Origin of the sequence: Acinetobacter sp. YH12131 (assembly GCF_013418635.1) — a bacterium.
GTDB lineage: Bacteria > Pseudomonadota > Gammaproteobacteria > Pseudomonadales > Moraxellaceae > Acinetobacter > Acinetobacter towneri.
The window spans coordinates 53,912-80,907 of sequence record NZ_VPBQ01000013.1; the positions used below are offsets into that span (position 1 = coordinate 53,912).

At 41.0% G+C, this 26,996-nt stretch carries 26 protein-coding genes; 6 read left to right on the forward strand and 20 right to left on the reverse strand.

The window, feature by feature from the left end:
- Positions 1 to 45: 45 nt before the first annotated feature.
- Together FTU66_RS10075 and alr are read right to left on the reverse strand one after the other, a co-directional pair.
- Positions 46 to 792 carry a beta-ketoacyl-ACP reductase gene (locus FTU66_RS10075; protein WP_004973144.1) on the reverse strand — a complete coding sequence of 249 codons (747 nt, stop codon included), beginning with the start codon at positions 790 to 792 and terminating at the stop codon, positions 46 to 48.
- 530 nt (positions 793 to 1,322) lie between these two features.
- On the reverse strand, positions 1,323 to 2,399 hold the full coding sequence (gene alr / locus FTU66_RS10080) for an alanine racemase (RefSeq protein ID WP_179989546.1): 1,077 nt from the start codon (positions 2,397 to 2,399) through the stop codon (positions 1,323 to 1,325).
- A gap of 466 nt (positions 2,400 to 2,865) precedes the next feature.
- Here alr and FTU66_RS10085 point away from each other — a divergent pair, with 466 nt between their 5' ends.
- Complete coding sequence (locus FTU66_RS10085) at positions 2,866 to 3,432, forward strand: hypothetical protein (RefSeq protein WP_026438364.1); 567 nt, start codon at positions 2,866 to 2,868, stop codon at positions 3,430 to 3,432.
- Positions 3,433 to 3,453: 21 nt separating this feature from the next.
- Here the strand turns inward: FTU66_RS10085 and dnaB are convergent, their stop codons facing one another.
- The 11 genes from dnaB to ppsA all read right to left on the reverse strand — a co-directional run bounded on the left by dnaB (position 3,454) and on the right by ppsA (position 15,029).
- On the reverse strand, positions 3,454 to 4,899 hold the full coding sequence (dnaB, locus tag FTU66_RS10090; protein WP_004973149.1) for a replicative DNA helicase: 1,446 nt from the start codon (positions 4,897 to 4,899) through the stop codon (positions 3,454 to 3,456).
- A gap of 232 nt (positions 4,900 to 5,131) precedes the next feature.
- On the reverse strand, positions 5,132 to 5,578 hold the full coding sequence (gene rplI / locus FTU66_RS10095; RefSeq protein WP_004973150.1) for a 50S ribosomal protein L9: 447 nt from the start codon (positions 5,576 to 5,578) through the stop codon (positions 5,132 to 5,134).
- A gap of 9 nt (positions 5,579 to 5,587) precedes the next feature.
- Positions 5,588 to 5,815, reverse strand: a complete 228-nt coding sequence (gene rpsR / locus FTU66_RS10100) for a 30S ribosomal protein S18 (RefSeq protein WP_004719336.1) — start codon at positions 5,813 to 5,815, stop codon at positions 5,588 to 5,590.
- An 11-nt stretch (positions 5,816 to 5,826) separates the two neighbouring features.
- Positions 5,827 to 6,216: a 30S ribosomal protein S6 gene (rpsF, locus tag FTU66_RS10105; RefSeq protein ID WP_004973153.1), complete on the reverse strand. Its 390-nt coding sequence runs from the start codon at positions 6,214 to 6,216 to the stop codon at positions 5,827 to 5,829.
- 358 nt (positions 6,217 to 6,574) lie between these two features.
- Positions 6,575 to 7,453, reverse strand: coding sequence for a heme o synthase (gene cyoE, locus FTU66_RS10110; RefSeq protein ID WP_167846069.1), 879 nt, complete (start codon positions 7,451 to 7,453; stop codon positions 6,575 to 6,577).
- Positions 7,454 to 7,463: 10 nt separating this feature from the next.
- A complete protein-coding gene (locus FTU66_RS10115; protein WP_004973158.1) occupies positions 7,464 to 7,790 on the reverse strand; it encodes a cytochrome o ubiquinol oxidase subunit IV in 327 nt (108 codons plus the stop codon).
- The gene (gene cyoC, locus FTU66_RS10120; RefSeq protein ID WP_004973159.1) at positions 7,790 to 8,407 is read right to left on the reverse strand and encodes a cytochrome o ubiquinol oxidase subunit III; all 618 of its coding nucleotides are present in this window, start codon (positions 8,405 to 8,407) and stop codon (positions 7,790 to 7,792) included. Before cyoC ends, FTU66_RS10115 begins: the two co-directional genes overlap by 1 nt.
- A gap of 3 nt (positions 8,408 to 8,410) precedes the next feature.
- Positions 8,411 to 10,399 carry a cytochrome o ubiquinol oxidase subunit I gene (gene cyoB, locus FTU66_RS10125; protein ID WP_180112768.1) on the reverse strand — a complete coding sequence of 663 codons (1,989 nt, stop codon included), beginning with the start codon at positions 10,397 to 10,399 and terminating at the stop codon, positions 8,411 to 8,413.
- A 3-nt stretch (positions 10,400 to 10,402) separates the two neighbouring features.
- Positions 10,403 to 11,476, reverse strand: coding sequence for a ubiquinol oxidase subunit II (gene cyoA / locus FTU66_RS10130; protein WP_004973169.1), 1,074 nt, complete (start codon positions 11,474 to 11,476; stop codon positions 10,403 to 10,405).
- A 302-nt stretch (positions 11,477 to 11,778) separates the two neighbouring features.
- Positions 11,779 to 12,576: an RDD family protein gene (locus FTU66_RS10135; RefSeq protein WP_004973172.1), complete on the reverse strand. Its 798-nt coding sequence runs from the start codon at positions 12,574 to 12,576 to the stop codon at positions 11,779 to 11,781.
- A gap of 74 nt (positions 12,577 to 12,650) precedes the next feature.
- Positions 12,651 to 15,029: a phosphoenolpyruvate synthase gene (ppsA, locus tag FTU66_RS10140; protein ID WP_004973175.1), complete on the reverse strand. Its 2,379-nt coding sequence runs from the start codon at positions 15,027 to 15,029 to the stop codon at positions 12,651 to 12,653.
- Positions 15,030 to 15,184: 155 nt separating this feature from the next.
- On the opposite strand from ppsA, the gene FTU66_RS10145 reads away from it, so the two are divergent.
- On the forward strand, positions 15,185 to 16,021 hold the full coding sequence (locus FTU66_RS10145) for a pyruvate, water dikinase regulatory protein (RefSeq protein WP_004973178.1): 837 nt from the start codon (positions 15,185 to 15,187) through the stop codon (positions 16,019 to 16,021).
- 114 nt (positions 16,022 to 16,135) lie between these two features.
- Here FTU66_RS10145 and FTU66_RS10150 read toward each other — a convergent pair whose 3' ends face one another.
- The 4 genes from FTU66_RS10150 to FTU66_RS10165 all read right to left on the reverse strand — a co-directional run bounded on the left by FTU66_RS10150 (position 16,136) and on the right by FTU66_RS10165 (position 19,329).
- Complete coding sequence (locus FTU66_RS10150) at positions 16,136 to 16,690, reverse strand: hypothetical protein (protein WP_004973179.1); 555 nt, start codon at positions 16,688 to 16,690, stop codon at positions 16,136 to 16,138.
- 244 nt (positions 16,691 to 16,934) lie between these two features.
- The gene (locus FTU66_RS10155) at positions 16,935 to 17,939 is read right to left on the reverse strand and encodes an LLM class flavin-dependent oxidoreductase (RefSeq protein WP_004973182.1); all 1,005 of its coding nucleotides are present in this window, start codon (positions 17,937 to 17,939) and stop codon (positions 16,935 to 16,937) included.
- 221 nt (positions 17,940 to 18,160) lie between these two features.
- Positions 18,161 to 18,658, reverse strand: a complete 498-nt coding sequence (locus FTU66_RS10160; protein ID WP_004973185.1) for a hypothetical protein — start codon at positions 18,656 to 18,658, stop codon at positions 18,161 to 18,163.
- A gap of 245 nt (positions 18,659 to 18,903) precedes the next feature.
- Entirely contained in the window at positions 18,904 to 19,329 is a 426-nt protein-coding gene (locus FTU66_RS10165; RefSeq protein WP_004973189.1) for a glycine zipper 2TM domain-containing protein, read from the reverse strand.
- Between the two features lie 386 nt (positions 19,330 to 19,715).
- Between FTU66_RS10165 and prfA the strand changes: the two genes are divergently transcribed.
- Positions 19,716 to 20,804 carry a peptide chain release factor 1 gene (gene prfA / locus FTU66_RS10170; protein ID WP_004973192.1) on the forward strand — a complete coding sequence of 363 codons (1,089 nt, stop codon included), beginning with the start codon at positions 19,716 to 19,718 and terminating at the stop codon, positions 20,802 to 20,804.
- A complete protein-coding gene (gene prmC / locus FTU66_RS10175) occupies positions 20,804 to 21,634 on the forward strand; it encodes a peptide chain release factor N(5)-glutamine methyltransferase (protein ID WP_167846066.1) in 831 nt (276 codons plus the stop codon). Before prfA ends, prmC begins: the two co-directional genes overlap by 1 nt.
- Before the next feature lie 114 nt (positions 21,635 to 21,748).
- Here prmC and FTU66_RS10180 read toward each other — a convergent pair whose 3' ends face one another.
- The 3 genes from FTU66_RS10180 to FTU66_RS10190 all read right to left on the reverse strand — a co-directional run bounded on the left by FTU66_RS10180 (position 21,749) and on the right by FTU66_RS10190 (position 24,500).
- Positions 21,749 to 22,660 (reverse strand): bestrophin family protein, encoded by a 912-nt coding sequence (locus FTU66_RS10180; protein WP_004973196.1) that lies wholly within the window; start codon positions 22,658 to 22,660, stop codon positions 21,749 to 21,751.
- 203 nt (positions 22,661 to 22,863) lie between these two features.
- On the reverse strand, positions 22,864 to 23,214 hold the full coding sequence (locus FTU66_RS10185) for a hypothetical protein (RefSeq protein WP_104852119.1): 351 nt from the start codon (positions 23,212 to 23,214) through the stop codon (positions 22,864 to 22,866).
- Positions 23,215 to 23,474: 260 nt separating this feature from the next.
- On the reverse strand, positions 23,475 to 24,500 hold the full coding sequence (locus FTU66_RS10190) for an AraC family transcriptional regulator (RefSeq protein WP_180112770.1): 1,026 nt from the start codon (positions 24,498 to 24,500) through the stop codon (positions 23,475 to 23,477).
- Between the two features lie 142 nt (positions 24,501 to 24,642).
- Here FTU66_RS10190 and FTU66_RS10195 point away from each other — a divergent pair, with 142 nt between their 5' ends.
- Both FTU66_RS10195 and FTU66_RS10200 read left to right on the forward strand, forming a co-directional pair.
- Positions 24,643 to 25,413 carry a 3-hydroxyacyl-CoA dehydrogenase gene (locus tag FTU66_RS10195; protein WP_180112769.1) on the forward strand — a complete coding sequence of 257 codons (771 nt, stop codon included), beginning with the start codon at positions 24,643 to 24,645 and terminating at the stop codon, positions 25,411 to 25,413.
- Between the two features lie 148 nt (positions 25,414 to 25,561).
- Positions 25,562 to 26,698 (forward strand): acyl-CoA dehydrogenase family protein, encoded by a 1,137-nt coding sequence (locus FTU66_RS10200; protein WP_004973203.1) that lies wholly within the window; start codon positions 25,562 to 25,564, stop codon positions 26,696 to 26,698.
- The last annotated feature ends 298 nt before the right edge of the window (positions 26,699 to 26,996 follow it).

A 26,996-nucleotide genomic window follows, 5' to 3' on the forward strand; every position in this document is an offset into this window, starting at 1 on the left:
CACTCCAGTAAATAAACTTGTAGATTAAAATGAGGTGTTACACGCTTAGTGCATGTATAAGCCGCCGTTGATTGATAAGGTTTCGCCTGTTACGTATGCAGCATGATCACTCACTAAATACATAACTGCTGCCGCAATTTCGGTAGGGGCGGCAAGACGTTGCAGAGGAATTTGTGCTTCAATGCTTTTAATTACTTCTTCGCGCATGGCTGTGACCATCGGGGTTGCGGTATAACCTGGTGCAACGACGTTCACGCAGATATTTGAACGTGCGCCTTCTTGCGCCAAAGCTTTGCTAAAGCCGATGATGCCTGCCTTAGTTGCAGAGTAGTTGGCTTGACCAAATTGACCTTTTAAACCGTTCACCGAACTAATGTTCACAATGCGACCAGACTTTTGTTCTAACATTTTGTTAAATACAGGCTGAGTCACGGTAAAAAGTGTTTTTAAGTTGGTTTCAATCACTTCAGACCACTGCGTATAGCTCATTTTTTTGAAAGTTGCATCGCGGGTAATACCAGCATTGTTGACCAACACATCTACACGACCTTCAGCATCAATTGCTTCTTGAATGGCTGCTGTAGCCGCTTCATGCTCATTTAAGTTGGTTAAAACAAAGCGCACATCACTTTCTGTAAAGCCTTCGTCTTTAAGCCATTGCTTTTCGCGATCTTCTTCTCTTGGTACAACCGTTGCAATAATTTTATAGCCTGCTGTAACCAGTTGACGGCAAATCTCACTGCCAATACCACCTAATGCACCCGTCACTAAAGCTACTTTTTGTTCAGACATATTCTTTTCCTAAGCAGAATAAGGTTATAAAAATTAAGGAGTTTTTCCTCTTTATTCTTGTTTAGAAATTAAGCGTTTTATATTTCAAAGAGGCTGCAGTTTGATGATGCTTTGAAGTCAAAAGTAAACAAATATTGGTAATAGATTATTTTCTTATCATGTGGATGCTTTTATAAATGGCTTAAATAGTCGTGAAGTCATTGATTCATCGTAGCGCGCAGCACAAACTTCTGAGAACTGGTGAAATGTGATTAATCCATGAATTTGAAGCGATGTGGCAGTTTAAAGACAGTGCGCGAGCATATTGTTTTTTCTTGAGATTTTGAGTGTGATTTTCAGCTAAATATTTGGATGACTGTAAAGCGCTAAATGCAAATGTGGGTGACCACAAATTTTTATCAATATGAATGGAAATACAGTGAATTTAAGAAAATAAAAAGCGAAAAGAAAAATATAAGAAAGAAAAAGAGAATGGCTTAGACGATTGCATGCAGCAAAACTGCTACATGCAACAGATCGAAAAAAGAAAGTTAAATGCTGGTTGCCTTGCGCTGTGGGCGAGGGCTTAAACGACACAACAACTCATAGCCAATCGTACCATTGGCTGTGGCAACATCATCCACCAAACGGTGTTTGCCCCATAGTTCAACTTGTGTGCCTAATTCAACGTCTAAACCTGTGACATCAATGGCAATCATATCCATAGACACACGACCAAGTACAGGCGTTAATTTTGTACCAATCGCAACAAAATTTGGCTGCACAAATGTACGTGGATAACCATCGCCATAGCCAATTGAAACAATCGCAATTTGCATGGCTTGTTCTGCAGTAAAGGTTGAACCGTAGCCGACGTGTTCGCCTGCATCAATTTCATTTAGTGCGATCACTTCTGCGCTTAAAGTCATCACAGGCTTTAAGTCGAGTGTATGCACATTATGTGCGGCAAAAGGCGTTGCACCGTAAAGCATAATGCCTGGGCGTACATAATCAAAATGCAATTCGGGATAACGATAGATTGCAGCAGAGTTACAGCAAGAAGCAAGAATAGGGCTGCAATTGTCTTTGACATGCAAAAATTGCGCGACTTGTTGATCATTTAAAGCATGATCACCATCGGCATTGGCAAAATGCATGGTCAACACACAGGTAAAACCTTCGGCTTTGAGCATGTGAATCACATCAATAATTTCAGGAATTTTAAAACCTAAACGATTCATGCCGCTGTTGAGTTTGACCCAGACTTTTAAGCCTTGTGCGATATAATCAGCTTTATGTTGTAGTAGCCAATCGAGCTGTGCTTGATGATGCACTACACATTCCAATTTGTGTGCCAACACACTTTGCATTTCATCGGCAGAAAAAACACCTTCAATCAGGGTGATGGGCTGCGTATATCCCAATTCACGAATTTCTAAGGCTTCTTCAACGCAAGCGACACCAAAGGCATCGCTGTCTTTTAAAGCTGCTAAGCAGTCTTTTACACCATGTCCGTAAGCATTGGCCTTGACCATGCTAACAATTTTTGCTGTTGGGGCAAGTTGTTTGACACGGTTTAAATTATATTGCAGTGCCTGACTGTCAATATAAACTGTTGCTTGGCGCACCCTAAATACTCCTTGGGAATGACAATTGGTAATTTGTGTTAGATACACTGTGGAGTGATAAATAAATACTAAAAATAGTTCTATTTAAAAATATTCACTATTGTAGACCTATCAACCTCAAATAGACATGAACATTTAAGTTTTTGATCATAAATTAATTTAAGATCGAAAAATCTATTAGGTTATTGATTGCAAATAATTTGTAAAAGTTTCAGACTTTATTTTTCATATAAAACTATACGTTCTAAAAGCTATTATGGTGTTAGATGCTCTCACTCAGGAAATTCTAAACTGTACGAGTTATGGCAAGATTCAGATGATTGTGGAGAGTGGGTTCGTAATTTAAATGAACTCAAAGAGAGATTAAACAAAGCATTTTAAACTTGGATATGTTGAATAAATAATGAAAATATTTTGTTATCTGGGATGGAGTACTTTATTTTTTTGTCAGTCAGTTATGGCTTGTATGCCACATTCACCCAATGACGTTTTTATTGCCCGTTACCAAGGTTCACTGGCAGTACAGGAGAGTTCAGACTTCATTTTTGAACTCAGTTCAGGTCAATTTATTTTTCGCTCAATACTAGATGAGGTTAAATATAAAAAGCCTACTCAATGGTACAGTGGATTTTCAGGTAAAAGTACAGCTAAAAACCAATTAATTATTGGTTTAGCTTATGCACCAGATGGTGCTAAACCCCAGCAATATCAAGTAGTTTCATTTGCAACATTAAACTGTAAGAATGACCAGCTTGTTTTATCTAAACCGATTGTCCCATTTTTAGCTTGGAATAAGCAGACCTCAAATTGTTCTACAGTCGATAGATCAGAGGTTGGGATTTTAGATGGTTTTATAGACTATGATCAGACACATTATTTGGCGCAACTGCAACAAAAGTATCCGACATGCAAGCAATTAAATAAAGCATTTCCATCACTTGAAATGGAAGAAAATAGTCAAGATTATAATTTACTCTCAAGTTGGAAACTATGGTGGGCAAAGTTAATAAGTCAGATTAAAACATGGTTTTAATAAAAAAGAGCAATGCAAGCATTACTCTTCATCATCATACTGAGCATAATACTCAGGAGATAAGTTACTAAAACGCGTATATTGCCCTTCAAAAGCAAGACGTACCGTACCAATTGGGCCGTTACGCTGTTTACCAATAATAATTTCGGCAGTACCTGCTTCTTTAGATTCTTTATTGTAAACTTCGTCGCGGTAAATAAACATGATTAAATCCGCATCCTGCTCAATTGCACCAGATTCACGCAAGTCAGACATCACAGGGCGTTTATTAGGTCGGTTCTCTAATGAGCGGTTGAGCTGTGACAAAGCAATCACAGGGCAGTTCATCTCTTTGGCCAAGGCTTTTAAGCTACGTGAAATTTCTGAGATTTCGCCGACACGGTTATCGCCCATGCCTGGGACTTTCATTAACTGCAAATAATCGACCATGATACAGCCAATTTTACCGCCATGTTGTTTGGCAATGCGTCGCGCACGTGCACGTACTTCCGTAGGCGGCAGGGCAGATGAGTCATCAATATACAAATGCTTTTCTTGCAGTTGTAAAATCGTGCCTGTGACTTTTGACCATTCATCGCCACTGAGTTTACCTGAACGTAAGTTCCCTTGATGCACTTTGCCGTATGCAGAAATCAAACGCATTGCAATTGAGTCTGCAGGCATTTCCATAGAGTAGACAAGGGCAGGTAAGTCATTGTTAAACAAAACACTTTCAACCAAATTCATGGCAAAGGTGGTTTTACCCATAGATGGACGCGCAGCGACAATAATCAAATCACCCGCTTGCATGCCCGAAGTTTTATTATCTAACTCCACAAAGCCTGTGGTTAAACCTGTAATATTGCCTTCCATTTTAGAAAGTTCATCAAGTTTATCGAATACATCGGCAACCACACTCGAAATGGCTTTTGGGCCTTGCGCTTTGGCATTGTTATTGTGTTGTTCGGCAATTTGGAAAATATTAGTTTCAGCCAAATCTAAAATCTCACTTACACTACGCCCTTTGGTGTCATAGGCATTTTGTAAAATTTCAGAACTGACTTTAATCATGTTTCTGAGGGTCGAGAATTCTTTAATTTTCGTGGCATAGGTTTCTAGGTTATAAAAACTAGAAGGCGAGTCTGCCATGAGCTGCATTAAGTATTCTTCCCCGCCTGCAGCTTCAAGTAAATTTTGTTTAATCAGCCAGTCATTCACCAATACGGCATCATAAGGTGAGTTTTCTTTAGACAAAGAATCAATGGCGCGGAAAATATATTTGTGGCGTGTCGCGTAAAAATCAGATTCTTGTAGCACATCACCCACTTGTTCAAAAGATTCGGCCACAGTCATTAACGCAGCCAAAACAGCTTGTTCGATGGCTAAGTTATGCGGTGGGGTACGAAACTCTTTAAGCGGGCTGTTCTCATTTGGTTTTAGATCAGACTTTGCAGTATGTTGCTTTGCGCTAGCAGTCGCCTGTGACATATAAATCCCTGATTTTTAAAACAGTAAATGCTGAATAATGCACGGGGATAGAATTTGAAACTCATATTCTTTCCACTTCCCGATGATACGCCCTCTAGAAAAAAAAGCGAGTAGATTTTGGCGAAGGATAAGTCAAAGCGTGCAGGACGATTTAGGAAAATTGTACTAATCGTATATTCTAAAGACAAAAAAAGAGCATGCGATTAGGCATGCTCTTTTCTTTTGCAGCAAATTACTCAGATACGATAGTAACGAGAACTTCAGCAACAACATCATGGTGCAATTGGATTGCGATGTTGAATTCACCAGTGTGACGAAGCGCACCGTTTGGTAAACGAACTTCTGCACGGTCAACTTCAAGACCAGCATTCGTTAACGCGTCAGCGATGTCACGAGTACCGATAGAACCGAAAAGTTTACCTTCATCACCAGCTTTAGCAGTGATTACGATGTTAACTTCGTTCAATTGGTCAGCACGTGCTTGAGCAGCAGCTAAAATTTCAGCTTCTTGCTTCTCAAGTTCAGCACGACGAGCTTCAAATGCAGCAGTGTTTGCTTCAGTTGCAGCAACTGCTTTACCTTGAGGGATCAAGTAGTTACGGCCGTAACCAGCTTTAACTGAAACTTTATCGCCTAATTTACCAAGGTTCTTAATGCGTTGTAATAAGATAATATCCACAGCTCAACCTCACTTATGATTGTCAGTGTAAGGGATCAACGCTAAGTAGCGAGCTTGTTTAATAGCAAGCGCTAATTGACGTTGGTAACGAGCTTTAGTACCTGTAATACGGCTAGGAACAATCTTGCCATTTTCAGTGATGTACTGTTTTAGTGTATCGATATCTTTGTAGTCGATGTACGTAACGTTCTCAGCTGTAAAGCGGCAGAACTTGCGACGACGGTAAAAACGTGCCATTGATGTTCTCCTTAAGCTTCAGCAGAGTCTTGGTTAGCGTGTTGTGCTTCTTCACGTTGAGCTTTACGCGCACGTTTTTCTTCAGCACTCTTAGCCAATAATGACTCTTCAGTGATAGCGTTTTCACGACGGATGATCAAGCTACGAAGGATCGCGTCGTTATAACGGAACAATTCTTCTAACTCGTCAAGCGTAGTTTGACCACATTCAACGTTCATAAGAATGTAGTGCGCTTTGTGAATTTTGTTAATTGGGTAAGCCAATTGACGACGGCCCCAATCTTCTAAACGGTGAATTTGACCTTCAGCTTCTTTGATGTGAGTTAGGTAACGTTCTACCATACCCACAACTTGATCGCTTTGGTCTGGGTGTACCAAAAGTACGATTTCGTAGTGACGCATTGTCAGCTCCTTACGGTTTATGCAGCCCCTGACTAAATTGAGCCAGAAGCAAGGAGTCACAACCGAAGTTGTGTCGCAAAATTGCGAAGCGTGAATTTTAGAGCTTTTACCAAGTAAATTCAAGGCTTGGTCTAAGAAAAGATCGGCTTGGGTAAAAAGGGAATGTAATATTTTGCATCTATGATTGGAATTTAAATTTTATACTTTGTATTTGTATGTCACTAACTTTTAGAGTGTTTAATTCGAAAATTATTAAGGACGAATAAATCAAAGACAGATAAATTGTTATTATTTAAATATTGAAGTGTGGAGAGGGTAGGCAGGCACTCCATTAAAAGATAGAGCTAAACTCTATCTTTTAAAAAAGTATGATTTGCGTGCTTGGTGCGGTTGCTGTAAAGCTAAAACATAAACTCACAACAGTAATTAAAATAACCGAAAATAGGAAAAAGCGTTTTGCCCATAATTGATCATTTTCTGCTTTGAAGCCAATGACGCCAATATAGAACCAATAAATACAAAGTGTATTCAAAATAACCAGATATAGCCAGTTTGCATAACCAAATACAAACAGTCCATTCATGGCAACGGTAAATAACACCACATAAATTAGTGATTCAATTTTCGTTCGTAAAATTGAACGAGCAACTGGCAAAATTGGAATCCCCGCATTTTTGTAATCATCAAAACGGTAAATTGCAATCGCCCAAGAGTGGGGCATTTGCCAAAGTGCATAACCTAAAAAGATAAGTAGTGCAGCTAAGTCAAATTGATTTGCAACAGCTGTATAACCAATGACAGGTGGGCTTGCGCCTGAAATACTGCCAATAATGGTTTGATGAATTGTTGTGCGTTTGGTCCATAGACTGTAAAAGCCGACATAAACCACGAAACCAATCAGTGCAAAAAGAAAAGCGTATGCGTTAACTCCAAACCATAAAATGCTAAAACCAATTATGCCCAATACCACTGAATAAATCAGCGCAATAGGAACAGAAACAGTTTTTTTCACTAAAGCACGGTTTTGTGTGCGTTGCATTTTTTGGTCGATGTCTTGGTCAATAATATTGTTGACCACACATCCTGAGGCGACAACAAGCGTTGTACCAAGCAGAGTAAGCAGTAGGAGAAGGAAATCTACAGAACCTTGGGCAGCTACAAAGTAGCCACCCAAAGTGGTAATAAAATTACCAAAGAGAATTCCTGGCTTTGTCAGGAATAAATACTTTTTCAGCATGACAACCAGTTTAGATCATCATGTTGTAGTGTAGGTAGTTCATGATCCATACAGAACCAACCAAAAGGATGGCAATGGTCAGAATGGTATACACGAATGCAATCACGTTCCAACGTTGCTCTGAAGAAGAATTCATATGCAAGAAATAAATTAATTGAATAAGAATCTGAGCAACTGCTGTAATCGAAATAACAGTAATCAAAATACCACGGCCAAAACCACCTGCCATAACCATACCAAAAGGAATAATGGTAAGGATAACAGAAAGGATAAAGCCAATCGTATATTGCTTAGTGTTACCGTGTGATGCACCAGCAGAGTTGTGATCGTGACTCATTAGAGAACTCCCATCAAGTAAACTACGCTGAATACACAGATCCAAACGATGTCAAGGAAGTGCCAGAACAAGCTTAGGCAAGCTAAACGACGCATGTTCGGAATAGTCAAACCATATTTCTTGATTTGAACCATTAACACGATCATCCAAACTAAACCTGAAGTTACGTGAATACCGTGCGTACCAACCAAAGTAAAGAACGCAGATAAGAACGCACTCGCACTTGGACCATGTCCAGCGTGAACTAAATGGTTGAACTCATAAAGTTCCATACCAATAAAGATCGCACCGAAAACCCAAGTCACGCCTAACCAAGTTAGAACTTTAGCAACATCTTTCTTGTAAGCAGCTAAAACGGCAAAACCGAAAGTTACAGAAGAAATCAACAGGGCAAAAGTTTCTGTTAAAACGAAGCCTAATGACTCGCCAAACAAATCTTTAGCTGTTGGAGTGCCTACTGGAACGTGGCTACTTAATACAGCGAACGCGATGAAAAGTGTACCAAAAATTACAAGGTCACTCATCAAGTAGGTCCAGAAACCAAAGACGGTGATGTCTGTATCATCGTGGTGATGATCATCATGTCCGTGGTTGTCGTGATGAAGTACTTCAGCCATGTCTTAGTCCTTCTTCAAGTGTTTTTCAAGGATCGCATAGCGTTCGTTTTCAATACGCTCAACTTCAGCAGCAGGAACATAGTAGTCCACTTTCTTCGTGAAAGAACTCACGATGAAGCTGATGATTGCCGCAATGAACGTAACGATTGCTAGCCACCAAATATGCCAGATTAATGCGAAGCCCATAGTTGTAATAAACATTGCAATTATGAAGCCAGCTGCACGGTTAGTTGGCATATGGACATCTTCATACTTCGTTGGACGAGCGTATGCAACACCATTTTCTTTGTCAGTCCAGAAAGTATCAATACCATTGATCTTTGGAAGGTGAGCAAAGTTATAGAACGGTGCTGGAGAAGAAGTCGCCCATTCAAGCGTACGACCATCCCATGGATCGCCTGTAAGGTCTAAACGTTGGTTGCGTTGTAAGAAACCAACCACGATCTGCATAACGAAGCAGAATAAACCGATAGCAATTAACACAGAACCGAAGAACGCGATTGACAAGTACGGATCCCATTCAGGGTTGTCATAAGTATTCAAACGACGTGTCATACCCATGAAACCAAGGATATACAACGGCATGAATGCAAAGTAGAAACCGAAGAACCAGAACCAGAATGCTGCTTTACCCCAAGTTTCATTGAGTCTCCAACCAAACATTTTTGGCCAGTAGAAAATGATACCTGCGAACATCGCGAATACAACACCACCAATAATTACGTTATGGAAGTGAGCAATCAAGAATAAAGAGTTGTGTACAAGGAAGTCCGCTGGTGGAACTGCCATTAATACACCTGTTAAACCACCGATACCGAAAGTCACAAGGAAGCCAAGTGTCCATAGCATTGGGGTAGTGTAGGTAATACGACCCTTGTACATAGTGAATAACCAAGAGAAGATTTTCACACCAGTAGGAATCGCAATAATCATGGTCATGATACCGAAGAACGCGTTAACGTTGGCACCTGCACCCATGGTAAAGAAGTGGTGAACCCATACAACAAGTGATAACACACCAATTGCAACGGTTGCGTACACCATTGATTTGTAACCGAACAAAGTTTTGCGCGCAAAAGTCGCAGTTACTTCAGAGTAAATACCAAATGCTGGTAATACTAAGATATATACTTCTGGGTGACCCCATGTCCAAATCAAGTTTACATACAACATTGGGCTACCACCCATGTCGTTGGTAAAGAAGTGGAAACCGAAGTAACGGTCAAGCGTTAACATCGCAATTGTCGCAGTTAAAACTGGGAAAGTTGCAATGATAAGTACCGCAGTAACTAATGATGTCCAAGTGAAAATAGGCATGTCCATAAGTTTCATGCCAGGCGCACGCATTTTGATGATGGTAACGAAGAAGTTAACACCCGTTAATAGCGTACCTAGACCAGAAACCTGTAGTGCCCAAATATAGTAGTCAACACCAACACCTGGAGAGTATTCGATACCAGATAGAGGAGGATAAGCCATCCAACCTGTAGCAGCGAATTCACCTAATGCAAGTGAAACCATCATTAAACCTGCAGCACCAGCGAATAACCAGAAGCTTAAAGAGTTTAATAACGGGAAGGCTACGTCACGAGCACCAATCTGTAATGGTACAGAGATGTTCATTAAGCCAACAACAAGACCCATTGCCACGAAGAAGATCATGATCACACCGTGTGCGGTGAAAATCTGGTCATAGTGTTCTGGGTGTAAATAGCCTTCACCACCACCTTTCGCAAGGAACTGTTGAAGACGCATCATGATCGCATCTGCGAAGCCACGAAGTAACATGACTACAGATACAAAGATATACATGATACCAATTTTTTTATGGTCTACAGATGTGAACCATTCGTTCCACAAGTAGCCCCATTTTTTGAAGTAGGTAATACCAGCAATCGCTGCAAGACCACCTAAGATCATCGCTGCAACAGTTACCAATACGATTGGATCGTAAGGAATTGCATCTGGACCTAACTTACCTAATAAGCTCATGTCTTATTCCCCTTGAGAAGCAGTCGCATGTTCAACTGCTACATGAGTTTCAGAAGCAGGCGCTTCACCAGCCACTACAGGAGCTGAATGGTCAGCACCATGGTAGTTACTCATATAGTTATTGATCACTGATTCAAACAAGCCTTGCTCAACAGAAGAGTAATAAGTCACAGGATGTGGCTGAGTCTTATATGGACCTTCTTTTAAAGCCGTTGCAGCAAGTTTTTTCTCTAATTCAGTTTTGGCGTTACGAACCATTGCATCAATTTGTTTCTGTGAACGGTTACCGTCACGTAAAGAAGCAAATTCAGCTTGATCTAAAACTGTTTTTTGAACAGCTTGAGGATTGATAGTCGTACCTTGACCTGCTTTAACAGCTGTTACCCATTGCTCAAAATCAGCTTGAGTTACAGAGTGAGCTTTAAAGCGCATTTGCGAGAAACCATAACCTGAGTAGTTAGATGAGAAACCACGGAATTCGCCCGTGTTGTCTGCTAAAACGTTCAAGTGAGTTTGCATACCCGCCATTGCATAAATCTGACCAGATAATGCAGGGATAAAGAACGAGTTCATTGTGAAGTTAGATGTTAAACGTAAGCTTACAGGCGTTTGCTCTGGGAAGCGTAATTCGTTAACAGTAGCAATGTTCTGTTCTGGGTAGATGAAGATCCATTTAAATTGTTCAGCAATAACTTGAACAGTTAAAGGAGCTTTTTCGGATTCTAGCGGACGGTAAGGGTCGTACTTGTGGGAACCCCACCAAGTTAACCAAGCTAAAATACAAATAATAATAACAGGTATACCCCATACTACAATTTCAATTGCAGTAGAGTGTGACCATGTTGGTTGATAGTCTGCGTCTTTATTCGATGCGCGATATTTCCAACCGAACCACAATGCCATAATTGCAGATGGAATAACCACCAATAGCATTAGGTAAATCGCAGTCATCATCAGGTTACTTTGACCTGCTGCAACTGGACCTTTTGAGTTCAGAAGTACTAAATCACCGCCACACCCAGTTAAGAGTGCAGCCATCGTAGATAAAGACAATACAGCTAAAATCGTTTGTCTCATTTTACAACCTCGGTGAAGAGTCCCATTCCCTAATTTAATATGGGATAGCGATTAAAGTGTCGCATGATTAAAAAGACATCATAAAAGATGAAAAAGTCTTCTTAATCATCGGACACCGCTACGTTGTAGGGCATTATGCCTGATATCGACAAACTAAGCTACACATAAAGCGGCTTTAAGTGGAGGGAATGAAAACCAATTTTTATACTCGGAATTATTTGTGTTAATTTTAATTTATTTATATTTATCAATATTATAAGAAAAAAGGGATGATCAATCATCCCTGAATAAATAAAATCAAATTATTGCTTTACGACTTTGGTTTTGGCGAGTTTATCGTGCAAAGCCTGTCGTTTTGCACCAAATGCAAAGCCATAATCTAAAATTGTGATGAAGGGCATAAACATCATATTCAAAATAATGAAAATGATAGAGCGAATAGTAAACACACGCATTAGGCTGACTTTTTCATCGGTTTCAGCATCGACAATCTTAATTTTAGTCAGACGTTTGCCAATACTTTGTCCAGTTTTAGCCAGCAGGAAGGCTTGTATGCCCAGCATAATCAATAAATAAATTGCCACCGCTTGCCAAGCTTGCATTGGAATGAGCTGAAAGAGTTCAGTTTGCAATTGCATGGCTTGATCAGACGTTGTCGCTGCCTGCATTTTTTGTTGTAAACCAGACAATTGTTCAAACTGGTCCGCATTTAAGAAAAAAGAGGGAAGTGCTGCTGCAGGCAACCATAACAACATGTCTATAATTTTGGCTAAAGCACGTTGGTTAATGCTCGCCAATTCATTTTTTGTTGCCTGTGTTCTGGAGTTTGACGATGCTGAGCTTGGTCGTGATGTGTTTGTAGCCGTGTAATCTGTATTTTGAAAAGGTGAATGTTCAGGGGCAGGTGGTGTGCTGACGTAGCCTTGTGGTTCATATACAAGTTTACCTTGGGTGAGTTCACCTAAAGCTTTCCATTCGCTCATGCCTTGGTGCCAAGCCAAATCTGTCAGCAACACTTGTTGGCTGGCGAGCATTTGGTTGAGCTGCTCTAAGGTGTATGGCCCAGCTTGTTGATTATTTCGTGCCAAGTAAATTTGCATAAATATAAAATCTCAAAAAATGAATTTGAAAAAAAACCCACGCAGGTGCATGGGTTTTCTTTTAACACGTTTTACTACGCTTGTTGAGCTTTTTCTTCAGAAAGGAAGAACCAAGTGTCTAAAACTGAGTCTGGGTTTAAAGATACAGATTCAATACCTTGTTCCATTAACCAACGTGCAAGGTCAGGGTGATCTGAAGGGCCTTGACCACAGATACCGACATATTTACCTGCTTTACGGCATGCGTGAATTGCCATAGAAAGTAATGCTTTCACTGCAGGGTCACGTTCATCGAACAGGTGAGAAACAATGCCTGAGTCACGGTCTAAACCAAGTGTTAACTGAGTTAAGTCATTTGAGCCGATAGAGAAACCATCGAAGTGCTCAAGGAATTGTTCAGCCAACAATGCGTTGGTTGGTAATTCACACATCATGATCACTTTCAGACCATTTTCACCACGTTTTAAACCATTCAGCGCAAGCAATTCGATCACACGTTTTGCTTCAGCAACGGTACGTACAAATGGAATCATAATTTGTACGTTGGTTAAGCCCATTTCGTCACGTACTTTTTTCAAGGCACGACATTCAAGCTCGAAGCAGTCACGGAAATTGTCAGACACATAACGACTTGCACCACGGAAGCCCAACATTGGGTTTTCTTCTTCTGGCTCATATAACTTACCACCAATTAAGTTTGCGTATTCGTTTGATTTGAAGTCAGACATACGCACAATCACTGGTTTGTCAGCGAATGCAGCAGCAAGGGTAGAAATACCTTCAACCAATTTTTCTACATAGAATTCGATTGGCGATGAATAGCCCGCAGTACGCGCCATAACTGCTGCACGTGTTTCACGTGGTAAGCTGTCAATATTAAGTAATGCTTTAGGATGCACACCAATCATACGGTTGATGATGAATTCTAAACGTGCAAGACCAATCCCTTCGTTTGGAATTTGAGCAAAGTCAAATGCGCGGTCTGGGTTACCAACGTTCATCATGATTTTGAACGGAAGTTTAGGCATAGATTCGATTGAGTTCTTTTGAACTTCAAAATCTAAAGCACCTTCATAAATGAAACCTGTGTCGCCTTCGGCGCAAGAAACTGTAACTTCCTGACCATCAGTCAAAACTTCAGTTGCATTACCACAACCTACAATTGCAGGTACGCCTAATTCACGGGCAATAATTGCAGCGTGACAAGTACGACCACCGCGGTTAGTGACAATTGCAGCAGCACGTTTCATCACTGGTTCCCAGTCTGGATCAGTCATGTCTGAAACAAGAACGTCACCTTCCTGAACTTTGTCCATTTCTTTAATAGACGTTACAACGCGGACTCTACCAGAACCGATACGCTGACCAATTGAACGACCTTCACAAATGACCGTACCTTTTTGTTTCAATAGGTAGCGTTCCATAGTACCGACGTTTTCACGGCTTTTTACAGTTTCAGGACGTGCTTGAACGATGTAGATTTGACCGTCATCACCATCTTTTGCCCATTCAATATCCATAGGCGCTTGATAATGTTCTTCAATAATTAACGCTTGTTTCGCTAATTCTTGCAGTTCGTGATCATTTAAAGAGAACTGTTGGCGATCTTGTTTTTCAACATCGACCACAACTACAGATTTACCAGCCGCGCCTTCTTCACCATAAATCATTTTTTGGTGTTTAGAGCCAAGGTTACGACGTAAAACTGAGTGTTTGCCTGCTTTTAATAAAGGCTTAGAAATATAGAATTCATCTGGGTTAACTGCACCCTGAACCACCATTTCACCCAAACCATAAGAAGCAGTAATGAATACAGCATCACGGAAACCAGATTCTGTATCTAGGGTAAACATTACACCAGCAGCGCCAGTTTCTGAACGTACCATACGTTGTACGCCTGCAGACAAAGCAACGACATCGTGGTCAAAGTTTTGGTGTACACGGTAAGAAATCGCGCGGTCGTTGTACAAAGATGCAAAAACTTCTTTAATGGCAATTAATACGTTGTCAATGCCACGGATGTTTAGGAATGTTTCTTGCTGACCTGCGAAAGATGCGTCTGGTAGATCTTCTGCAGTTGCAGATGAACGAACGGCAACCGCGATGTTTGGGTTGCCGTTAGAGAGTGCTTCAAAAGCAACTCGGATTTCTTGTTCTAGTGATGCAGTAAGCGGAGTGTCGACAATCCATTGACGAATTTTTGCACCAGTTTCAGCAAGCGCATTCACGTCATCTACATTGAGTGTTTTTAGCTCTGCTTGAATTTTAGCGTTTAGGCCACTTTGCTCGAGAAATTCACGATAAGCAGCAGCTGTTGTTGCAAAGCCACCTGGTACCGATACACCAGCATTAGATAAGTGGCTGATCATTTCGCCCAAAGATGAGTTTTTCCCACCCACGAGCTCAACATCGTGTTTCCCTAATTTTTCCAGACCAATTACGCGCGCTTCCAAAGTTGTTACTCCACTTTTGCAGTATTAATCACTATCTTGTCATGAAATTATAATAAATCTACTTAGCAATTTGGTTTTACTAAGCGACAGTCATGTAAGATCGGTTTACTATAAAGATTATATAGCACTAAGACAAATGTTTAAGGAGAATTTTAATGTCAGATGGTAAACAAATTAAGCGGAGTGTTTTTTTTATTTCCGATGGAACTGCAATTACGGCTGAAACCCTTGGACATTCACTCTTAGCGCAATTTCCAAATGTGGACTTTGATATTCATATTCATCCTTATATTACGTCTGAAGAAGCGGCTATGAATGTGGTGGCAGAGATTAATGCCCGAGCACAAATTGATGGTCAATTACCTTTGGTGTTTGATACCTTGGTTGACCAATATGTGCGTGACATTATCAACACTGCCAAAGCAATTAATTTAGATGTATTTGAAGGCTTAATTAGTAAGCTTTCTGAAGAGTTAGGAACACCACCAACCACTTTGGTCGGGCAGACGCATGCCGTAACAGATTCTGAATCTTACAAGGCACGTATTGATGCGGTGCATTTTGCCTTAGATAACGATGATGGCGCACGTACACGCCATTACGACAAGGCCGATCTGATTCTGATTGGGGTGTCGCGTTCGGGTAAAACGCCAACTTCCATCTACCTTTCTTTACAGTTCGGGATTCGTGTGGCGAACTATCCATTGACTGAAGAAGACCTCGATGACAACCGTTTGCCAGCCGTATTAAAGCCGCATAAACATAAGTTATTTGGCTTGATGATTGATGCTGAACGCCTTGTGGCAATTCGTACTGAACGTAAAGCCAATAGCCGTTATGCAAGTTTTAATCAATGCCAAATGGAATTGCGTGCGATTGAAGGTATTTATATTTCAGAAGGGATTAAATATTTAAATGTTTCAGAAATGTCGATTGAAGAAATTTCAACACGTGTTTTACAAATGACAGGTTTAAAACGTCGTATTGGTTAATGAAACTATATGTATTAAAAGAGCCAAAATTTTATTTTGGCTCTTTTTTATTGGATTTAAATAGAATAAAAATCAAGCTACTATTTATTTAAATGATAATGCTTTTAGTGTGACTTAAAATGTAGTGATAATGGTATCAATAGGATGTTCTTGTCCATCAATACTATGCACGCTATGTGCACAGACTTTGACAATTGGCCAAGTAATCAAATGGCAATTTTCGCGTTGTAAAGCTGAATAATAATGATCAGATTTAAAATAGCGTTGATGTGTATCTGCAATGTTTGGTGTGAGTTGACGTTTAAGCCACGTGTCTTTGACTTGAGCATCTAAAAAGCGTAAAGCCAAAATATTTTTGACGCGGTTATTAAACAAACGTCGATTTTTAAACACCAAAGGATGGCTAATTAGGCGATGGATGCCACGTTCTGTACTTGGCAGGACAAAATGCGGTGCAATTTGAAAGACTTGAACAGATGTTGCTTGCTGACAAATTCTATCGAGTTGTGCCACGCTGTCCTGATTTGCACCAATAACTGCAACGCGTAAACCTGTGAAGTCATGCTGTTTGATTTCAGTTGCAGGAATGCATTCGCCTTGGAATTCTTGAAAATCTGCCAAGCAGTTTTGAAAAGCGTGTCTATGTACGTCGTGTTTAGGACTGACCATGCTGAATCTCTTGATATATTCATTTTATAAATTAGAACATTTACTCTATTTTGTTGGGGCAGTACTGTTTGGTAAAGTCTTTTGTGCAGGCGAGCCAGTCATTCCTAAAGATTGAAAATTAATTCAACTGAGATTACTGAGATTTAAGCGAAAGAGAACAAGAAAACGGATTTAAGTTATTTATTTTAAATGTTTTTAATTGATGAAACCTTGTAGCTCAATAGAATTACAAGGTCGGAGCTAATTAAGTATCTAACTTCATTTGCATGAGCAAATCAAAGTTATGTAAGCGTTTTTCTGTGTCATAGATGTCACAGGTAAAAATAAACTCATCGACATCATACTTCGCCAATAAGTTTTCCAATCCTGCTTTGACAGTCGCCTTTGAGCCAATTTGCGCCATGGCATAAAAACTATCAACTGACATTTTTTCTGCAGGTGACCATAAGCCATCCATACTTTCGACTGGAGCTTTGAGTTTTAGGCTTTGTCCACGCATTAAACCTAAAACACGCTGATAGGCACTAGTCGCCAAAAATTCTGCTTCTTGGTCGGTATCTGCAACCACTGTTGGCACACCCATAGACACATAAGGCCGCTCTAAATATTCTGAAGGCTCAAAATTGTCACGATATAACTGAATGGCTTGAGCAAGCATACGCGGCGCAAAGTGTGAGGCAAATGAGTAGGGTAGTCCTAATTTTGCAGCTAGCTGTGCGCTAAATAAACTTGAACCGAGTAACCATACAGGAACATGCGTACCTTGTCCTGGCGTAGCAACAATACGTTGTTGTGGTTCAGCATCTTTAAAATAATGAAGAATTTCTAAAACATCTTGCGGAAATTGATCTTCAGTTTCCTGTCGCCCACGACGCAGCGCACGCATGGTCACTTGATCTGTGCCTGGTGCGCGACCTAAACCGAGTTCAATACGGTTAGGATATAAAGTCGCTAAAGTTCCAAACTGTTCAGCGACCACTAACGGTGCGTGGTTGGGGAGCATAATACCGCCAGAACCGAGTTTAATTTTTTGCGTATTTGCTAATAAATAACCCAAAAGAACTGCGGTTGCTGAGCTGGCAATGCCATCCATATTATGATGTTCCGCCAACCACAAACGGTCATAGCCGAGTTGTTCTGCGTGTCGTGCTAATTCAAGTGCATGATGCAGTGAAAACTGTACTGATTGATCATCACGTACAGGTGCGAGTTCAAGAATGGCAAATTTTGTGTCTTGCAGGGAACGCATCATTTATTCCAGCTTGATTAAAGAGAGTTTTATCATACGATGCTGCACTGATTTTGTATATCGAAAATTTTCGATATATGGGCGAGTCATGAGATATTGCCATTTAACAACGCGCGACATTCATCCAAAAAGCACGCTTTATAAAAAAACATTTATCCAAGCAAGTAGTCAGCAAACAAAAAGCACCCGAAGGTGCTGATTGTTAGAAGTATCGTGAGAAATTAACGACGTTTACCATTTTTATAGTGACCTAAATGTAAGCCATTGTCTTTGCGGTAACGGTCATTATAACGGTAGTCATTGTAGCGATAGCCACGGCTATCATAGCGGCGGTCATAACGATCATCACGACGGTCTTCACTAACTTTTTGACCTAATACTGCACCACCTGCAGAGCCGAGTCCTGCACCGACATAGCCACCATTGTTGCCTGCCATATTGCGACCAACGCTATATCCACCTGCACCGCCCAAGGCAGCACCAATCATGGCACCGTTGCGGTCACGTTTATTGGCAGAAGCTGCAGCACCGCCCGCACCACCAATGGCTGAACCAATCATCGCGCCTGTTTGTCCACCCATTTGTTGACCAATTGCTGCTCCGACAGCACCACCCAAGGCAGAACTTACGGCAACACGTGTATCGTTTGCATGCGCAGTACTCATAAGCAAGGCAGAACTTGCGATAACGCTACCCAATAAAATACGATTAAGTTTCATGCGGATGCTCCAAATATTGATTAATATGTTTTGTAATGAAGATATAGAAACAGATGGCAAAGATCGTGAAGGGCAATGAGGTAAATCTGCAAAGTTTGGTAAAGACTTTGTAATTGCACTGCTAAATTTCTTCATATTGATTATGGTCGTTTTTTTGAACTGATATATGAAGAAAAATTAATCCTATAAAAAAGCATCAAACCTGTGTTGATGCTTTTTTGCTGCTCTATGCCTATCGTTCAAGATTAACGACGGTTGCGTTTTTTCTTCCATTTACGTTCTTGATAGCGGTCATATTCTTTATCTTTCGAGATTTTATTGCCGAGTGCTGCACCACCTGCTGCACCTAAAGCTGAACCAATATAACCACCATTGGTACCGCCCATATTTTTACCTACGGTATAACCCGCACCACCACCCAAAGCACCACCAATTGCAGATTCAGTACGATGACGCTTATCACTCGCCACGGCTGCACCACCAGCACCGCCTAAGGCAGCGCCTAGTGTTGCACCCGTAGTACCACCCATATTTTTACCAATAGCTGTACCTGCAACACTGCCTAAAGCACTGGCTGCGGCAACGCGCGTAGTATTGTCTGCATAAACGTTGGCACTGAGCATTGAAGCTGTGGCTAAAGCTGCTGTCATTAACATTGCATTAAGTTTCATGTTGAACTCCATGTCCATTTATAGGACTTATTTATGATCAATTTTGATGGGCTCAATTTAACAAAGCGCCGCTTTTAAAATGTGGAGAGTGCAGACGAGATTGGTGTTCTTTGGTGTGGGCTTTGTATGAGTTTGATTAAAATTGCTAAAAAAATGTCCAAATGCGGATGCTAATTGCGGTACTTGGTGAGTTGTACATTCACCGCAATGCACAGCATCATCAAGCAGAAATACTGCTAGAACATCTGCAGATAGGCATTTCAAACATCGTACAGACTTAATAATGATGTTATTTGGGTGGTAGAATCGGTAAACTATGCGCAATTTTTTATTTCGCTGTGCTGCGTGTTGCATGTAACAGCCTTTGCATTGAGATTTTTTAAACAATGAAAGAATCGTTACGTTTACGATTAGATCAGCTTTCTGACCGCCATGAAGAATTGACTGCTTTGTTGGCAGATGTTGAAGTGATTTCAGATAACAAGCGTTTTCGTCAATTATCACGTGAACACAGTGATTTAGACGAAATTACGGCAGTGTGGTCACAATACACACAAGCCGAAGCCGATATTGAAACAGCCGAAGCAATGTTGTCTGATCCTGACTTTAAGGAAATGGCGCAAGAAGAAATTAAAGACAATAAAGCGCTGATTCAGCAACTTGAAGCTGACTTAAATATTTTAATGATTCCAAAAGACCCGAATGATGCCAACTCGGCTTATTTGGAGATTCGCGCAGGGACAGGTGGCGATGAAGCCGCGATTTTCTCGGGTGACTTATTCCGCATGTATAGCAAATATGCCGAAAGTCAGGGCTGGAGAATCGAAATTTTATCTGAAAATGAAGGTGAACACGGCGGATATAAAGAAGTCATTTGCTTGGTGAATGGCGAAGGCGTGTATGGCCGTTTGAAGTTTGAAAGTGGTGCGCATCGTGTGCAACGTGTTCCTGCGACTGAATCGCAAGGTCGTGTGCATACATCAGCGTGTACTGTGGCAATTTTACCTGAAGTAGATGTAGACACCACGGTAGATATTAACCCTGCCGATTTGCGTATCGATACCTATCGTGCTTCGGGTGCGGGTGGTCAGCATGTTAACAAAACCGACTCTGCAGTGCGTATAACCCACATTCCGACGGGTACTGTGGTGGAATGTCAGGAAGAGCGTTCACAGCATAAAAACAAAGCGAAAGCGATGGCGTTGTTGGCATCACGTTTGGAAAATGCCAAACGTGCTGCAGCAGATGCAGCAACTTCAGAAATGCGTCGTGATTTGGTGGGTTCGGGTGACCGTTCTGAGCGTATTCGTACCTATAACTATCCGCAAGGACGTATGACAGATCATCGTATTAACCTGACTTTATATAAGTTGGATGCGGTGATGGAAGGTGATTTAACTGAACTACTAGATAGTCTGCATCGTGAATATCAGGCAGATCAGTTGGCGATGCTTGCTCAGCAAAACGGTGGTTAATGAATATTGCGCAAGCCTTGGCGCTACGTGGTGAAGTCGATAGCTATGAGCGTCAAGAAAATATTTGGTTGTTAGAGCATTTTTTAGGACTCAGTGCGCTTGAATTAAAATATCGTGCAGATCAGGAATTGAGTGCCGCGCAAGAGCAGATGTATGTGCAGGCTTTGGCACGTATAGCAGCAGGCGAGCCTTTGGCGTATATCACAGGTTCACAGCCATTTTGGACACTGGATTTAAAAGTCACGCACGATACTTTGGTGCCACGTCCTGATACCGAGGTTTTGGTCGAAACTGTGTTGGCTTTGTCATTACAACGTGATGCTGTAATTGTCGATTTAGGCACAGGTACAGGGGCGATTGCTTTGGCTTTAGCATCTGAACGTCCAGATTGGCAGGTAACCGCAACCGATATTTACCTACCAACGCTTGCAGTTGCTCAAGAAAATGCAAGCAAGCATGCTTTAAATCAGGTGCAATTTGCCCGTGGTGCATGGTTTGAGGCATTGGGTTCAGCAGCCGAGCCACGTTTTGATTTAATTGTATCTAATCCGCCGTATATAGATGCTAATGATGCACACATGTCTGCTTTGGCAGCAGAGCCTGAACGTGCATTGGTGGCAGCAGATCAGGGTTTGGCAGATATTCTGCAGATTATTTCGCAGGGTAAGCACTGGCTGAAAGCAAATGGATGGATTGCACTAGAGCATGGCTATGACCAAGCTTTAGCAGTGCAAGCGATTTTTGCAGAACACGGTTTTTCTGACATTCGTACAGTCAAAGATTATGCAGGCAATGATCGGGTGACTTTAGCACAATGGCTTGCTGGCTGATGTGTTATATCAGTTAAAAATCTTGTGAGATCTATTTATCAGCTTGCAAACATAGACGAATGATTAGCAAAGTTTAAGTGCAAGACCAATTTATGAGCCTCAACTCAACTGATGTCAGCTTAGGTTGCCTTTCACTGCCAAAATTGCAGGTGGCAGTTCTTCGCCAAGTGAACTCAGCATTTCCCGTTCAATTAATCGCACCATGGAGTTGAGCGGTAAATCATTGTCTTGCAGGCCAAAAGGTTCTTCAAGTTGTTCGCTGAGAGCATCTAAACCTAAGAATAAATAGGCAATTAAACCCACCAAAATTGGTGTCCAGATTCCTAAACTTGCTTCTAAACTAAAAGGCAGAATAAAGCAGAAGCAATACACAGTGCGGTGCAACAAGACTGAATAAGAAAAAGGCAAGGGTGTGCTGAGAATTCGATCGCAACCTGCTTGCACATTACCCAATTCAACAATATGTTGATTCAAGCCTTGATAAATAATATCGGAAATTTCACCTGTTTTCAGTGCGCTGACTAACTCTTTTTGAATGCTTTCTAAAATAAACTGTGCGGCATTAATATGCGGAAATAATGCTTCATAATCTGCAGATGTGAGGTTGACTTTGTTTTGATAAAAATCGATAGGTTGGTTTTGATTGCGTAAACGGTTACGCAATAAATTACTAAACAACATGACCCGATACATCAAGACCCGACGCTGTTGATCTGGCAGTACGTATGAGTCACGTGAAATATGCCGTGATGTTGCAATTAACGTCCCCCACAATTTTCGACCTTCCCACCAACGTTCATAACTGGCGTTATTTCTAAAACTGAGGAAAATAGACAAAATAATACCGAAAATGGTAAAGCCAATGGCTGGTACGCTCGGCACTTGAAAAAAGTGGTGAGAAGACAAATACACTAAGACCGTAGAAAGGAAGACCACAATTGCAAGTGCAGGTAAGACCGTGGGTAAAATTGTCCCATACCATGCAAACAGTAGGGTAAAACTGTTGTTTTTATTGCGAATAATCATCTTGATGCATCCTTGAAGCTGTCCTTAGTGTTTCATAGACAAACAACGCTTGGCAAGATGATAGCTAGCTTTTGATTCAAAAAGCAGCAAGCGGCTTAAAGTCAATTTTTCTTATTTATTATTGCAACAGCCAATAAAAAAGTGATGCCATGAAGACATCACTTTTTAAATACTTTCAGCAACTGAATGCTCAAAGTTTTAGCTTACATCGGGTAATCTTGCAAACAGTCTGGAATTTCAACTTGTGCCAAACTGTCTGTTTCTAAAGCTAAACATAGTGCAACAATTTTAGCGGTATCGCACAGGTGTTCATCTTTGAGTGCTAAACCTGCTTGTAAAGATTGTAAATCTTCTTGGCAAATATCTAGGGCTTGCGCTGCTTCAAGTGCATCTTCACGTTTGAAAAACGCAGACATGACATTGCGTAACTGTTCTTCTGAGGTATTTAGAATACTTTGATTGAGTAATTCATCTAATTGGTCAGAAGCTTGGTTGAGGGAGTGAGAGAAATTTTGAACTAGATTGTGTTCAAGTACATCCATCATCTTAAGCATGGGGAAACCTCCAAAGATGCTCGTACATTTAATATTACAGGGGGAGTATGACAGCCGAATTGCATAAAATTTATGCTTTAAATTGATTGAAAAGTAAACTAAATTTAATACTTTGACAATGCAGTGCCGATGAACGTCCAGTTCACTGCTCAACCTTGAAATCACAGCGATGAGTTTTCTTTTATAATTAAGTTGTTTGTAAAATACACAAAATAGTGGCTGAGTAGTAGGTGATAAGTCACGCAATTATGAGCTTTCAATTATGAGCTTTCGGTATATTGTCGATATGCACCAGGATTGACCCCAGTCCATTTTTTAAAGGCACGATGAAAAGCGCTAGGATCATGGAAATTTAATTGATCGCTAATTTCCTGAAGTGATTGTTGGGTTTTGCTCAACAATTCAATTGCCGTATCTCGACGGATTTCATTTTTTAATTGCTGATAGCTGGTGCCTTCCTGCTTTAAACGCCGTTGGAACGTCGCTTCAGACATATTGAAATGTTGGGTTAATTCGTTCAGTTCTAACCACTCACTCGGCGGCAATCGCATTAATTGTTTACGGATTTTATGACTCAGCGCATGTGGGTTTTTATAACGCACCAAAAGGTTAAAAGGTGTTTGTTTTAAAAAGCGTTTCCAACTTTTTTTATCCTGCTTGATTTTTAAAACAAGATGTTTTGCCTCAAAATAAATCTTATGCGCTGTACACGCATATTCAATTTCATCACAGAAACGGACACGATAATCAGCATCATCCTGCGGGGCAGCACATTTGAGTTGCATGTTTAAAATAGCGATACGTTGTCCTGTCAGCCAGCACATCAAGCCATGAATCAGCATTAAATAAGTGGCATAACTAAACATCGGTTTCACTTGATCTTTATCGTGAATGGTTAAGATTGCATATTCACCATCTACGTTTAATTCACCTGAAAAATCATCCAGTATTAAATTAAAGAAATTTAAAATGTCCTGTAATGCGGCCTTTAAATGCTCTGCTTGGTACACCCATTTAGACAAGAGTTGATAACTGCCACGACGCATAGCATGGCTGTCCATGCCAAAAAATTCATCGTTCATGGCATCTGCCAGTGCAATCCACAATTGACCATATTGCAGAATTGACACCCTCGCTTTGTTGGAATGTAACAGCTCTGCAGGAATACCCGCCGTCTGCAAAATCGCATGCGTATCCATACCGCGTTGCTGTGCAGTATGCAAAGCTTCATGGACTAAAGCAATTGAAATTGTACCTTTGCTGTAAGTGAGCTGAGTTGCATTCATGGGATGGCGTGGTATTCCATTTACAAGTTGAGTGTTCAAATACATCATAGTCGATGCAGGGTTTGGAAATTGTACTCTAGCTTGAGTGTGATTAATCTGTTTCTTAAGTTGTATCAACCTGAAAATTTATAAGGAAAATAAAATGAAAATTCAAGGAAAAGTCTGTGTGGTCACGGGTGGTGCATCGGGTTTAGGCGCTGCGACTGCACAACATTTAGTTGCGCAAGGTGCAAAAGTTATTTTGGTTGATATGAATCAAGAACTTGGGCAGCAGCTTCAACAGCAATTGGACGAAAATGCAGACTTCGTAGCTGTAGACGTGACCGATGAAAACCAAGTACAGCAGCTTTTTAACCATATTGAGCAAAAATACGGACAGTTAAATGGCTTGGTGAATTGTGCAGGCATTGCACCGTCTGCCAAAGTCTTGGGACGTGATGGTTTGCATGATTTGGCAATGTTCCAAAAAGTGCTGAATATTAATGTCACGGGCAGTTTTAATATGATCCGTTTTGCGGCACAACTGATGGCGAAATATGACTTAGCCGCCGATGAAGAAGAGCGTGGTGTGATTGTGAATACTGCTTCGGTTGCAGCATTTGATGGGCAGATTGGACAAAGTGCGTATTCTGCATCGAAAGGTGCAATTGTGGGGATGACGCTGCCTTTGGCACGTGAATTGGCACGTGAAGCCATTCGGGTGATGACGATTGCCCCCGGTATTATGGAAACCCCGATGCTGAAAGCATTTCCACAGCATGTGCAAGATGCTTTAGGGCAAATGGTGCCATTTCCACCACGTTTGGCAAAGCCTGAAGAATTTGCGCAATTGGTGGGTCATATTTTTGAAAATGGTTATTTAAACGGTGAAGTGATTCGTTTGGATGGCGCAATTCGTATGCAACCGAAATAAGTTATGACGATGCTATATCCATAAAATAGCCTAAGCAAAAATTCAAGTATTGAAAAACTGGATACTAAAAAACCGTTGCAATACAGAACAAGGATGTTGCGCGCATTCCTGACAAAAACAACATCTACCATATAAACAGAGGGTCACCATGATTTTAAGCCATGAACAAAAAATGATTCAGGATATGCTGCGCAGTTATGCACAGGAAAAGCTTAAACCAACTGCAGCGGCACGTGATAAAACTGCTGAATTCCCTGCAAAGGAGTTAAAAGAACTGGGTGAGCTAGGTGCTTTGGGCATGACCGTTGCAGAAGAATGGGGCGGTGCAGGTTTAGATTATGTATCTCTCGTTTTAGCCTTAGAAGAAATTGCTGCGGGTGATGGTGCAATTTCAACGATTGTGAGTGTGCAAAACTCATTGCCATGCGGAATTACACAACGCTACGGCACAGAGGCGCAAAAACAAAAATATTTAACTAAACTGGCAACAGGCGAATGGTTAGGCTGCTTTTGTTTAACTGAACCACAAGTCGGCTCTGATGCCAGCGCGATTGAATGTAAAGCTGAAAAAGATGGCGAGGATTGGGTTTTAAATGGCACCAAGCAGTTTATCACCACAGGCAAATATGCAGATGTTGCTTTAGTTTTTGCTGTAACGGACAAAACTGCGGGTAAAAAAGGCATTTCCTGCTTTTTAGTCCCGACGAACACACCAGGTTATATCGTGGCACGTTTAGAAGACAAAATGGGACAGCACTGTTCCGATACCGCCACCATCGTGTTGGAAAACTGCCGTATTCCTGCAGAAAACCTATTGGGGCAAGAAGGTGAAGGCTACAAAATTGCACTCTCTAATTTAGAGTCGGGGCGTATTGGTATTGCCGCGCAATCGGTGGGTATGGCGCGAGCAGCTTTAGATGCAGCCGTGGACTATGCCAATGAGCGTAAAGCTTTTGGAGTTGAAATTGTGCAACATCAGGCAGTCGCGTTTCGCTTGGCAGATATGGCAACACAGATTGAAGCTGCACGACAGCTTATTCTACATGCCGCAAGCCTCAAAGATGCAGGCTTACCGTGTTTAAAAGAAGCATCTATGGCCAAGCTTTTTGCTTCAACCATGGCAGAGCGTGTGTGTTCAGATGCGATTCAAATACATGGGGGCTATGGCTATGTATCTGATTTCCCAGTTGAACGTATTTACCGCGATGTGCGCGTTAGCCAAATTTATGAAGGTGCATCCGATATTCAGCGTTTGGTGATTGCACGTGAAGTGACTAAGCGTTAAAGCTGAGTATCTAAAACTTTAGTCGGTGTCCAAAGCTTGCAAGGTTATTGCAGGATGTGGAAATTGAGAAAATGTTCAAATCATGTTTAGCTAACTTGATTGAAAAATACGCGAAGATCATGTCGTGATTGCGTTGCATGATCGACTTCAACACAGCAGACCTAATTTAAATTGGGTATTTGCATTATGAGGTTGAATAATTAAATTAATCAATCTCATATTCTTCTTCAAACAATTCAACCAAGGTTGGAATGTGTGCTCCATATTCTGTTTTCATTTTTTTATATTTGGTTGAAAA